We start from the raw sequence: 12,175 nt of genomic DNA, 5'->3' as shown, positions 1-12,175 counted from the left end.
CACCCGAAAATCTATGCGAACTCGGCCCCGTCAGGATCGGCCTCCGCCTCCAGCCGGCGGCGTAAGGTTTCGATCAAGCGAAGGCAGGCCGTGATATCCTCGGCCGTCAATCCCTGCGCGAGAGCGTCCACCCAGGGCCTCTGCAGCCGGTTCGCGGCTTCATAGGCAGTCTTCCCCTTTGCCGTCATCATCACCAGCCTGGCCCGGCGATGATGGGGATTGTCGCGGAAGGCGAGAATGTCCTCGTCCGCCAGTTCGTTGACGATGCGCTGCACGCCCTGGCGATTGAGTCCCATGGAACGGGCAAGATGGGCTACGGGCTGCGGGGTGCCGGCCAGCGCAATGGCGCCGAGCACCTGCCAGCGCGCACTGCTCAACCCGACTCCGGCCACCAGCCGGTCGCCGGCCGCGAGCAGGCGTCCATTCAGGCGGAACACTTCGAGGATGAGGGCCGTAACGCCTTCGCCGACCAGCGCAGGATCCGATTCATTCATTGACAATATATATCCAACTCGACAACATATTGTCAAATTGGAGCAGATCCATGCTGATCGGCCAGATCGCCCTCATCCTTGCAGCCGCCTTCACTGGGGCCGCCTTCTACATCAACGTTGCCGAACAGCCGGCGCGGCTCAGCCTCGACGACGCCTCCCTGCTGGCGCAATGGAAACCGAGCTATGCACGCGGCTTTGCCATGCAGGCCAGTCTCGCCGTTGCCTCGGGTCTCGCAGGCCTCGCCGCTGCCTGGCTCGCCGGCAGCTCACTCTGGCTGGTTGGCGCCGTGCTGATGCTGGCGAACTGGCCCTATACGCTGCTGGGCATCATGCCGACCAACCGGCTCCTGGAGGCAACGCCGAACGATGAGGCGGGCTCGCAGACGCGCCTGCTCATCGGGCGCTGGGGCCGCCTGCACGCCGTCCGCACCGCCCTCGGCGCAGCGGCAACACTGACCTATCTCGTCGCCTCCGCCTGAGACCCGGCTGCCACATCGGCCAGCTCGGCCCGCAGCCAGGCTTCGAAAGCCTTTACTTTGGCTGAAGGCTTGCGGCGCGCCGAACTCACCAGCCAATAGGCAAGGCCTGTCTGCACCGGGCGCGGGAAAGGCGCGACCAGGCGCCCATCGCGCAGGGCATCCTGGGCCAATGTCAGCCAACCGATCGACACGCCCTGGCCGGCGATCGCGGCATCGAGACAGAGCGCCGCATCCGAAAAGGCCGGACCGGCCGCGAGCGGCAGATCCGCCTTGCCATTAGCCGCCAGCCAGATCGGCCAGGTCTCGGGCGAGTTGTAGTCGATGATGGCAGGAAGCTTGACCAGATCTTCAATGTCCCGAATGCCGGCCGCCAATGACGGCGAGCAGAGCGGAAACAGGCTCTGACCCATGAGATAGTCAGCCCGTACGCCCGGCCAGGGCCCGGCGCCGACGCGCACGCCGACATCGACATCCGAAATGTCGAAATCCACCAGCTCGACCGAGGCATCGATGCGCAATTGCAGGCCCGGATGAGCCTCATGGAAGCGATGCAAGCGCGGCACCAGCCATTTGGCGGCAAGAACCGGCGCGACCGTCACCGTCAGCACATGCTCGGCCCGGGCCTCGGCCGTGGTCAGCGCCTGCGAGATCTCCCGGAAACCGCGGGTGAGGCCCGCGAGCAGGGACCGGCCGAGCGGTGTCGGCATCAGTCCCTTCGGTCCGCGCGTGAAGATCGGCCGTCCCAACCGCTGCTCGGCCTTGAGTACCTGCTGGCTGACGGCACCCACGGTGACGCCGAGTTCCTCGGCGGCTTTCGCCATCGAGCCCAGGCGCCCGGCGGCCTCGACCGCCCGCAAGGCACCGAGCTGATATCGCAGCAGACCATCCATATAGTTTTTCTATAGCATGCCCGCGCAGAACTCCATTTCTTTCCTGCCTCCTTTGCCCGAGATTCAGCAGCAGAATTCAGGGATATCGCAGACATGCTGACCGTCAGGATACTCAAGACCCTTAAGGAGTGCTGGACCAAGCTGTGGCTGGTATCAGGCCGCAGCCTGGAGCCGCTCGACCATCCCAGCCTCCAGGCCATGTCCCTGCGGGAACTGGCCGACCTGCCGCTGGAACCACCACCGGCACCCGGTCATGATGCGGGCGCGCTGGCCCCCAATCCGGGCAGGGCGGCAGCGTGTCGCGCACCATCGCATCAGCCCATGCGGGGAGCAGCGATCGCCGCTCGCTAGAACGGCTGATCACCAATAACCGAATTGAATGGGCTCAACCTCTGTCATCGCCGGGCTTGACCCGGCAATCCAGCCCGCCTTTCGAGGCATCGAGACCGGGCCGCCGGGTGCCCGGTCAAGCCCGGGCAAGACAAAGGTAGCGCTTCAGCCCTTCCGGACAGTGCCTTACACCGCGTCATAGGCCTTCTGCAGCGTGGCGATGTCGAACTTGATCGCCCCGAGCACGGCGGTCATGACCCGTTGCGCCTTGGCCTGATCGGGATCGGCCAGCAGCGTCGGCAGGATCGAGGGAACGATCTGCCAGTGCACGCCATAGCGGTCCTTGAGCCAGCCGCAATGGATCAATTCGCCCTTCTCGCCCAGCGCATCCCACAGCCGGTCGATCTCGGCCTGGTCAGCGCAGTCGATGTGGAAGGAAACAGCGTGATTGTATTCGCATTTCTCGCCGCCATTGAGGGCGAGATAGCTCTCGCCGGCGAGGGTGAAGCGGACCATCAGCACACTGCCGGCCTTGCCGCCCGGACCGTCCGCAACATTGCGCTGCACATGATCGATGCGCGAATCCGGTAAGAGCGAGACATAGAAACTGGCGGCCTCCTCGGCCTCCCCCGCAAACCACAAGCACGGCGAAATCTTGGACATGGCGTTCTCCTCCGAGGGGCCTCGCGGCCGGATATCTCAAGGACGAGGGAAGGTCTGCCAATCCGACAATGGCCCAAATTTTTGGCCGCGAATCTTGGCCGCGCATTTCATGCTCACACGCCACTGAGCCGGGCCTGCATGAAGTCCACGAAGACACGAACCTTCGGCGAGAGATGCCGGTTGGACGGCCAGATCATGTTGAAATTGCGCGGCCCGCCCACGTGATCGGGCAGCACGGTTCGCAACGTCCCCGCCGCAACGGCATCGCACACCAGGAAATCCGGCATGACGCCAATGCCGAGGCCACCCAGCGTGGCGCCTCGCATCGCCTCCATATTGTTGCAGGTGAAGATGGTACGCGTACTCGGCTCGGGCTCGTCCGGCGGCAGGATCAAGGGCCATTCCAGCATCCTGCCGCTGTTGAGAAAGCGGTAGCGGATGGCGAGATGGCCATCGAGATCGCGCAGCTTCTGCGGCGTGCCATGACGATCGAGATAAGCGGGTGAAGCGAACAGCATCTGGCGGAAGGAGCAGAACACCCGCGACATCAGCCGGGAATCCGGCAGCTCACCGCTGCGGACGGCGATATCGACACCCTCCTCGACCAAGTCGACCAGCCGGTCGTTGAAATCGAAGTCGAGTTCGATCTCCGGATAGAGCGTGGTGAACTCCGGCATCAGGGGCATCAGGATGTGATAGGTGACGACCGGCGTCGACACCCGCAGCCTGCCCCGTGGGGCATCGCGTGAACCCGCCACGATGGCCCAGGCATCATCGAGATCGTCAAGGACGCGACGGCAGCGCTCGTGGAACAGGCGTCCCTCCTCGGTGAGGCGGATGGTGCGGGTGGTGCGCTGGAACAGCCGCACACCGAGATCCTGCTCCAGCTTCGCGACCGCCTTGCCGACGGCCGAGGCCGAAAGGCCGAGCACCCGTCCGGCCGCGGCGAAACTGCCAAGATCCGCCGTGCGCACGAAGGCCGTGAGATTGCCGCTCCTGTCCATATATCCTCCGCGAGAGCATCCAGCCGGGAAGGCCTGGTCAAGCCTCCTCGCCATTCCGGAATTTCATTCCGCTATCTTCGGAACGAAGCCCCTATTTCGCCGATAATGCGGCAAGAATAGATTGCTCGCAACGGATCGCGCCATTTCCCCCGGGTAGCTTCTACGCGGAGCCGCCTGGATCGGGCCGGCGACCTGCCACCAAACTTTGAGCTCCGATTTCATGACAGACCGAACCTTGGCTCCGAGCGCCGCCCACAAGGCGCTCATCCTCCTATCCGTCTGCCTTGCCGCCATCGCCATGCCGCTGACCTTCACCGGCCCGGCCGTGGCGCTGACCGCCATCGCCGACACACTGGGCGGCAGCCCGGTCGCCTTGAACTGGGTGACGAATGCCTTCATGCTGACCTTCGGCAGTGCGCTGATGGCCGCCGGCGCCCTGGCGGACAGTTTCGGGCGCAAGCGCATCTTCCTCACCGGCGTCGCCGGCTTCGCCCTGGCCTCGCTGGCCCTGGTGGGGGCCCGCTCCATCCTGATCTTCGACCTCCTGCGCGCACTCCAGGGCATCGCCGCCGCCGCGGCCTTCGCCGGCGGCATGGCGGCCCTGGCACAGGAATTCTCCGATACTGCCCGCATGCGCGCCTTCAGCGTCGTCGGCGCGAGCTTCGGCGCCGGCCTCTCCTTCGGCCCGATCAGCTCGGGCGTGATGACGCAGACTTTCGGCTGGCCCAGCATCTTCCTTGCCGTCGTCGCCTTGACGGTTGCCTCCTTCCTCATCGGCATCGTCGTGCTGCGGGAATCCCGTGATCCCAAGGCCCGCGGATTGGATTGGCCGGGCGCGATCAGCTTCACGCTCGCCCTGACCCTGTTCACCTATGGCATGCTGCAGGCCCCCGAAAGCGGCTGGGGCGATCCACTCGTCATCGCCCTCCTCATCGGTGCCGTCGCCCTGATGGCACTGTTCGTGCGCATCGAACTCAACTCGCCCCGCCCGATGCTCGATCTCAGCCTGTTCCGCTATGGGCGTTTCGTCGGCGTGCAATTGCTGGCAGCCGCCCCGGCCTATGCCTTCGTGGTGCTGCTGATCCTCTTGCCGATCCGCTTCGTCGGCATCGAAGGCGTCGATGAAGTCGCGGCCGGCCGCATGATGATGGCCCTTTCCGCTCCGCTGCTGGTTCTCCCGCTTCTGGCGGGCTGGCTCTCGCGCTGGATCGCACCGGCCGCGATCTGCGGCCTCGGCCTGCTGGTCTGCGCCGCCGGGCTTGCCTGGTTGAGCTTCATGCCGGTTGGTGGCGCGGTATCAGCCATGCTCGCGCCCATGGCCGTGATCGGCATCGGCATCAGCCTGCCCTGGGGCCTGATGGACGGCCTCGCCGTCTCCGTGGTGCCCGCCGAGCGCGCCGGCATGGCGACCGGCATCTTCTCGACGGTTCGCGTCGCCGGCGAAGGTGTGGCGCTCGCCATCGTCAGTGCCGTGCTCTCGGCCCTGACCGCCGGCCACCTCGCCGGTGAACAGGTGAGGGAAGGAGCCCAGAAACTGGTGACGGGCGACGTCGCCGGCGCTGCCGGTGCGCTGCCACAGCTTGCCCGCTCCGCGCTGATCCAGGCCTATGGCGATGCTTTCGCCACACTGCTCTTGCTGCTCGCCGCCATCACCATCGTCACGGCCGTGGTAGTCTTCGTCTTTCTCGGGCGCCGCGAAGCCCCGACGCGGGCCAACGCGGAGGAGGCGACCGCCCTGTCCTCGTCCCTCTGACCCCAACCCGGCCCGCCGTGCTATCCCACCGGGCTGGCGCGGTCGGCCTCCAGCCATTTACCGAAGAAATACACGATCTGCCGGTGCCACCAGGGCCAGTCGTGGCTGACATCGGGACCCCAAAAATCGATCCAGGCCGGAATCCGCTTGGCGGAAAGGACCTGCGCTAGATTGCTGGTATCCTCGATCATTCTCTCTTCCCAGGCGCCCAGCCCGCAACAGAAGAACAGGCGGCGCGAGCGGATCCGATCCAGCAACTCGCCTTCCTCCAGACCACCGAGATAGGCAAGCGGCGAATTGAAATAGATCTGTCCGTCGAGCGCCGCCCCGAAGAAGTGCCGGGTCGAGTAGACGCCGCTCAAGCCGATCACACCCGCCACCGTCTCCGGAAAACGAAACAGGAAGTTGCTGGCGTGGAAGGCCCCCATCGAGCATCCGGTCAACAGGGGCGCTCTTCCGCCGGTCGCGTCCAGGATTTCCGGCAGCAATTCATGGCGGACATAGCGAAAATAGGCCTCGTGGCGGCCGACGCGGTGCTGGAGATCGCCATGCTCGGCAAAGAAACTCTCGCCGTCGATGCCATCAACAGTCCACACCTGCAGTTCGCCGGCCTCGATGCGGTCGGAAAGGACGGCGATGCCGCCCGAATCCTCATACTGATAGAAGCGCCCGTTCGAGGTGGGGAAGACCAAAACCGGCCTGCCGGCATGGCCATAGACCTTGAATTCCATCTCGCGCCCGAGTTCGGCGCTGCCACGCTTGTGATAGGCGATCTGCAACGTCTCAATCCTCCACGGCCTGGATGAAACGCACGATCGCCTTCACCTCATCGAAATCCTCGGAACGGAACTGATAGGCGAAATTGCCCATGGCCCGGCTGAATACGGCCTCGATCGGCGCGAAATGCACGATCTTGTCGCCATGTGCCTTCAAGATGGCCTGGTGGCCGTTGACGTAGCGGATATGGTTCTTGCGACTGGCATAGCCGACATAATAACGCCCCTTGAACGGACCGCCGACCGCATGATCCGCCACCATGCTGGCCCATTCGCGATAGACGTCCATGTCATAGGCATAGTTGATGGCATCGGTCATCCAGGCGCCGGGAGGGCGCATATTGATCTCCAGCGCCACGATGCGTTTGTCCGCCCGTGTCTGGAAGAACTCGATATGGAAAAATTTCTCGCGAATGCCGAAACTGGCGATGGCGGCCCGTCCCGCCTGTTCAATCGCCGGATCGACGTGGGGCAGGCAGTAATAGTTGAGATGGCTGTCGGCGTTGACCACGCCCATGATGGATTGCTCGAAGCGGTGGCTGGCGGCGAACACGATTCGGCCTTCGCGATCAACAAGCCCGTCATAAGTGAGCACGATGCCGTCGATGAACTGCTCGACCACATAGGTAACCCCCGGTCGCCGACTGGCCTCGAAACGGTCGAGATCGCCAGCCGAAGCGATCTTCACGGTGTTGCTGGCCCCCGAGCCCTGATCAGGCTTGATCACGAGGGGATAACCGACCTCGCCGATGAAAGCCTCCACACCCGCGCGGTCGACATAGGGGCACTGGCGGATCGTCTCGACGCCCGCCTTGTCGAAAAAGGCCCTCATCTTCGACTTCTGCTTCAGATTGTCGACGAAATCGCGTTTGATGCCGGGAATGTTGAAATCGGTGCGGATTCCGGCATCCTGCTCGAGCCAATGCTCGTTGAGGGATTCAAAGCGATCGATGCGTCCCCAGCGATGGATGAAATGGCCCATGGCGCGCAGGACCTGATCGCCATCCTCCATGTTGGAAACGCGGTAGTATTCGGCGAGCGCGCTTTTGAGCTCGGGCCGCAGCGTCTCGTAGGAAGCATCGCCGATGCCCAGGACCGTCACGCCGGCGCTAGCCAGCCGGCTGCAGAACGTCGCGCCATTGTCGGGGAAATGCGGGGAGAAATAGACGAACTTCAAGGCAAGGCTCCAGAGCGGGCAGCACATCTCGCTCTACAACATCGCGGCCCGCCACTAAAGACCGGCACCATGCCGCTTCTCATCTGAAGTTCCAAAAATACTGGCGCATTGACGGCTGATTTGCCGGGGGACGCGCCCCCCCGGAGTCCTGTGCCCTCGCCTGCGCTTGGAAACACGCTGGCGAGCAGGTTGGGGATAGTAGAAAAGGAGGCCGCAATGCCCAATCCCGTTCACTGAGGCGTCGTCGAGTTTATACGACCCTCGCCGGCGCGTTTCGCCTGTCTCAAGTGACGCGGATTAGACCCTGCCCCCTTTCTTGCGCACCAGCTCACGCCGGCATCGGACTGCAGTCCTCCTCAGAACATCCGCTTGATGCGGATGCCGCCGACCACCGAGTTGAGCTTCTCCTTCGGCCTGACATCGGCAAGGGTATCGGTGCCCAGCTCACGATCGAACTCCGAGCGGATGTAGGAGACTTCCCCGGTCACCGACAGGCCCTTGACGATCATGTAGGTCAGGTTGCCGGTGATGGCATATTCCTTGGCCTTCAGGTCCTGGCCATTGATGCCGGTACCGTCATAGCGCGTGTCGATATAGCTCGGCACGATGTTGAAGCCCCATTGCGGCGTGAAGTTGCCGCCCAGTTCCGCCGTGATCGACCAGCCCTTGCCGGCTTCCAGCCGCGAAAAGCCGTTTCGATAATAGAAGTCCTGCGCCCGCATGGCATAGAGATTGTCGGCGCCGAGATAGTCCAGCGCGCCATCGGCATACTGGCCTTCGATCACCAGATGCCCGTCCTGGAGCTGTGGGATCTTGATCAGCACATCGCCGCCGATCGCATAGCCCCATTTGTTCTGGTGACGCAGGGCGACCCCGTCCGGCGTGCCGTCGTCAAAGCGCGAGGCACTGCGGAACTGATGGGCCGCGGCCTGAAGCGCGACCGTGCCCCACTCCTGATCGAGCCTGAGCACGCCGACGACATCCGGCACCTGCTGGCCGCCCTGATAGGCGAACACGTCGTTCTGGCGATGATCGCGGCCATCCTCGATCGACAGGGTGGCCGAGAAGCCGCCACCGAACTGCGCCGTGTAGGCGAGCAGGTTCACCGTGTTCGACTGGGCGTAGTAGGGGCCGAAGATGGTGTTGCCATAGTCGTTGTCGTAGAAGCCGAAGAAGGAATGCGCATAACCGGCCGTCAGCCCGCCGAACTGGATGAAGGCCTTGTCAATGGTGAAGCGGTTGCGCTGCTCCGTGCCATTGACACGGGTGGCGGTATTGCTGTCCGCGTTGATCTGGAAATAGGAGCGCAGCAAGCCATATTCGGTCTCGGTGCGGGCATCGAACCAGACACGGGCCTGGGCGTTGAAGGCGGTGCGGTTGTCGTCGCGATTGAACTTGCCGCCGCCATAGACGCGATAGTCTATGCGGAACTCGCTGCCGATCCGCAGGCAGGTATCGCTACCGGGAATATAGAAGAAGCCAGGCCCAAAAGCCGTGCAGACCTTCACATATTCGACGGCCTCGCCCTTGGTCATGGGAAGATCCGCCGCATGGGCGGCCGCAAAACTGGTGAGACCGGCGACTGTTCCCAAAATAAATGATTTTTTTATCATGATTTCCTCCAAGAAAATATCTGCCACCCAGTAAAAGACAGAAGGTCTTCGGATTAAAATCGTATTGGCAGCAGAAGCAAAAGTACGACATTAAAAAATTTACCGCTTGAATCTGAACCAATCGAACCAAGCCGACAACACAAATTCTTGCCACTCGCCTGATAATGTCCGCTTTTTGGCCTCCTTGTTACTTAAAAGTCACATTGCAACAACGACATGCTGCAACTCCACCTTGCACCGAGCGGTAAACCAAGGTCACCGCTTGGTGGGACGCCCGGCGACGGAAACGCTCCATCCGGGCAAGAAAAAAGGCGGGCCCGAAGACCCGCCTGTCGACCACCCCCGCGGGGTTGGCCATGATCGTATTTTGGAGGATGCCGGGCAAGGCCGGCACGCCGCCTTACTTGTTCAGCATCGGCAGATTCATGCCCTGCTGCTTGGCCCAGTCGATGGCGATGTCGTAGCCGGCATCGGCATGGCGCATCACGCCGGTGCCGGGATCGTTCACCAGCACGCGGGCGAGGCGGCGGTCGGCATCCTCGGTGCCGTCGCAGACGATGACCATGCCCGAATGCTGCGAATAACCCATGCCGACACCGCCACCATGATGGAGCGAGACCCAGGTCGCACCCGAAGCGCAGTTGAGCAGGGCGTTGAGCAGCGGCCAATCGGACACGGCGTCCGACCCGTCACGCATCGATTCCGTCTCGCGGTTGGGCGAAGCGACAGAGCCCGAGTCGAGATGGTCGCGGCCGATGACGACCGGGGCGGACAATTCGCCGGTGCGCACCATCTCGTTGAAGGCGAGGCCGAGGCGGTGGCGCTGTCCCAGGCCGACCCAGCAGATGCGGGCGGGCAGGCCCTGGAAGGCGATGCGCTCGGCGGCCACGTCGAGCCAGTTGTGCAGATGCTTGTCGTCGGGAATGAGCTCCTTGACCTTGGCGTCGGTCTTGGCGATGTCGGCAGGATCGCCCGACAGGGCGGCCCAGCGGAAGGGGCCGATGCCGCGGCAGAACAGCGGGCGGATATAGGCCGGCACGAAGCCCGGAAAATCGAAGGCGTTGTCGACGCCGACTTCCTTGGCCATCTGGCGGATATTGTTGCCGTAATCGAAGGTGGGCACGCCCATCTTCTGGAAGTCGAGCATGGCGCGCACATGTACGGCCATCGACTTCTTGGCCTCGGCGACGACATGGGCTGGCTCGGTGCGGGCGCGCTCCTTGTACTCCTCCCAGGTCCAGCCAACAGGCAGGTAGCCGTTCAGCGGGTCATGCGCGGAGGTCTGGTCGGTGACCATGTCCGGGCGAACGCCGCGGGCCACCAGTTCGGGCAGGATCTCGGCGGCATTGCCGAGCAGGGCGATCGAGACGGCTTCCTTGCGGTCGCAATGATGTTTGATGAGTTCGAGCGCGTGATCGAGATCCCGGGCCTGCTTGTCGACATAGCGGGTGCGCAGGCGGAAATCGATGCTCTGCTGCTGGCATTCGATGTTGAGCGACACGGCGCCGGCGAGGGTCGCGGCAAGCGGCTGAGCGCCGCCCATGCCGCCGAGACCGGCAGTGAGCACCCAGCGGCCGGCGAGGTCCCCGCCATAATGCTGGCGACCAGCCTCGACGAAGGTCTCATAGGTGCCCTGCACGATGCCCTGCGAACCGATATAGATCCAGGAGCCGGCCGTCATCTGGCCGTACATCATCAGGCCTTCGGCATCGAGCTGGTTGAACTTCTCCCAGGTCGCCCAATGCGGCACCAGGTTGGAATTGGCGATCAGTACGCGCGGGGCATCGGCATGGGTCTTGAACACGCCGACCGGCTTGCCCGATTGCACCAGCAGCGTCTCGTCATTGTTGAGGTTCTTCAGTTCGCGGACGATGGTGTCGAAGCACTCCCAGTCGCGCGCGGCGCGGCCGATGCCACCATAAACCACCAGTTCCTTGGGGTTCTCGGCGACGTCGGGATCGAGATTGTTCATGAGCATGCGCAGCGGCGCTTCGGTCAGCCAGCTCTTGGCGTTGAGCTGGGTGCCACGCGGGGCGCGGATCTCGACATCGCGGAAACGGGCATTGCTTAGCATGTACATGACCTCGTGTTGCTTGTATATACAAGTTAGCAGCAGTTCTACGGGCCGTCAAGGGCATCTGACGCCCCGGACGACTACCCCACCCGGTTCGAGTGCCGGCGGTGCTCGATGCGATAACGGCCGCCCGGCAGCAACAGACGCACCGCCGTGACGACATGCTGCACAGCCTCTTCTTCCCCGCCGGCTTCCGGTGTAGGCGCCCCAACCCAGCCGGTGGCAAATGTGCGGCGACGGATCAGCAGACAAGGATCGGCCCGCGAGATCGCCAGCAGTTTGCACTCCCAGGCCTGCGGCAGCACCGCCTCGATGCGATGTTCCGCTTCGCTCCACGGCACCACCGCACTGAGCACCTCATTGGGCGTCACCTTGGAAAAATCATGGTCGAGATAGGCCGGCGCCACGGCAGGATTGACGAATCGATCCTCGAGCTGGATCGGCACGTCATTGTCGCAATGCACGACGATCGAGTGAAAAACTGGGCTTCCGATCGGCAATTCGAGCAAATCGGCGATGTCCGGCGTCGCTTTCAGCGTGTCGAGCAGGAGAACCTGCGCGCTGTAATCGTGGCCGCGTCCACGGATCTCCTCGGCGATATTGGTGACGGCAAACACATCCGAGTGGCTGTTGCCGCCGGCGACGAAGGAGCCCCTGCCCTGCATGCGCACCAATACGCCCTCGAGACTGAGTTCGCGCAGCGCCCGGTTCACCGTCATGCGACTGACCCCGAGCTGCTCCACCAGCTCGCTTTCAGAAGGAATGCGATGATCCGGCGGCCATTCGCCGCTGCGCACCCGCGTCAGGATGTGCTGCTTCACCTCCGCATAGAGCGGCGTGACCGATATGGCGGGTTCCGGCTTTCGGTCCGGCGACATGCTCATGGCGACGTCATTCCTCAAAAATCGCTTCACCGTGTCAC

12 protein-coding genes are annotated in these 12,175 nt (G+C 63.4%); 3 read left to right on the top strand and 9 right to left on the bottom strand.

The window, feature by feature from the left end; genetic code table 11:
• Positions 1–11: 11 nt before the first annotated feature.
• Positions 12–494 (bottom strand): MarR family winged helix-turn-helix transcriptional regulator, encoded by a 483-nt coding sequence (locus ACZYTC_RS22205; protein WP_441771142.1) that lies wholly within the window; start codon positions 492–494, stop codon positions 12–14.
• 53 nt (positions 495–547) lie between these two features.
• Here ACZYTC_RS22205 and ACZYTC_RS22200 point away from each other — a divergent pair, with 53 nt between their 5' ends.
• A complete protein-coding gene (locus ACZYTC_RS22200) occupies positions 548–973 on the top strand; it encodes an anthrone oxygenase family protein (RefSeq protein ID WP_441771197.1) in 426 nt (141 codons plus the stop codon).
• On the opposite strand, the gene ACZYTC_RS22195 is transcribed toward ACZYTC_RS22200, so the two are convergent.
• Entirely contained in the window at positions 952–1,863 is a 912-nt protein-coding gene (locus tag ACZYTC_RS22195; protein ID WP_488990543.1) for a LysR substrate-binding domain-containing protein, read from the bottom strand. The two genes, ACZYTC_RS22200 and ACZYTC_RS22195, sit on opposite strands and share 22 nt — an antisense overlap.
• A 93-nt stretch (positions 1,864–1,956) precedes the next feature.
• Here ACZYTC_RS22195 and ACZYTC_RS22190 point away from each other — a divergent pair, with 93 nt between their 5' ends.
• Positions 1,957–2,214: a hypothetical protein gene (locus tag ACZYTC_RS22190; protein WP_488990542.1), complete on the top strand. Its 258-nt coding sequence runs from the start codon at positions 1,957–1,959 to the stop codon at positions 2,212–2,214.
• 165 nt (positions 2,215–2,379) lie between these two features.
• On the opposite strand, the gene ACZYTC_RS22185 is transcribed toward ACZYTC_RS22190, so the two are convergent.
• Together ACZYTC_RS22185 and ACZYTC_RS22180 are read right to left on the bottom strand one after the other, a co-directional pair.
• Positions 2,380–2,856, bottom strand: a complete 477-nt coding sequence (locus ACZYTC_RS22185) for a VOC family protein (RefSeq protein ID WP_434958357.1) — start codon at positions 2,854–2,856, stop codon at positions 2,380–2,382.
• Between the two features lie 113 nt (positions 2,857–2,969).
• A complete protein-coding gene (locus tag ACZYTC_RS22180) occupies positions 2,970–3,860 on the bottom strand; it encodes a LysR family transcriptional regulator (RefSeq protein WP_488990541.1) in 891 nt (296 codons plus the stop codon).
• Between the two features lie 220 nt (positions 3,861–4,080).
• Between ACZYTC_RS22180 and ACZYTC_RS22175 the strand changes: the two genes are divergently transcribed.
• Positions 4,081–5,613 (top strand): MFS transporter, encoded by a 1,533-nt coding sequence (locus ACZYTC_RS22175; RefSeq protein WP_434958359.1) that lies wholly within the window; start codon positions 4,081–4,083, stop codon positions 5,611–5,613.
• Positions 5,614–5,633: 20 nt separating this feature from the next.
• On the opposite strand, the gene ACZYTC_RS22170 is transcribed toward ACZYTC_RS22175, so the two are convergent.
• From ACZYTC_RS22170 to hutC, 5 genes are all read right to left on the bottom strand, one after another.
• Positions 5,634–6,392 (bottom strand): esterase family protein, encoded by a 759-nt coding sequence (locus ACZYTC_RS22170; protein WP_434958360.1) that lies wholly within the window; start codon positions 6,390–6,392, stop codon positions 5,634–5,636.
• A 4-nt stretch (positions 6,393–6,396) separates the two neighbouring features.
• Positions 6,397–7,566, bottom strand: coding sequence for an ATP-grasp domain-containing protein (locus ACZYTC_RS22165; protein WP_434958361.1), 1,170 nt, complete (start codon positions 7,564–7,566; stop codon positions 6,397–6,399).
• Positions 7,567–7,922: 356 nt separating this feature from the next.
• Positions 7,923–9,179, bottom strand: coding sequence for a porin (locus ACZYTC_RS22160; RefSeq protein ID WP_488990540.1), 1,257 nt, complete (start codon positions 9,177–9,179; stop codon positions 7,923–7,925).
• A gap of 400 nt (positions 9,180–9,579) precedes the next feature.
• Entirely contained in the window at positions 9,580–11,253 is a 1,674-nt protein-coding gene (gene hutU / locus ACZYTC_RS22155) for a urocanate hydratase (protein ID WP_488990654.1), read from the bottom strand.
• Between the two features lie 80 nt (positions 11,254–11,333).
• Positions 11,334–12,137, bottom strand: a complete 804-nt coding sequence (hutC, locus tag ACZYTC_RS22150) for a histidine utilization transcriptional repressor HutC (protein WP_434958363.1) — start codon at positions 12,135–12,137, stop codon at positions 11,334–11,336.
• Positions 12,138–12,175 lie beyond the last annotated feature (38 nt).

The organism is Labrys sp. F242, from assembly GCF_057813875.1.
This window is presented reverse-complemented; position numbering and strand designations above follow the sequence as displayed.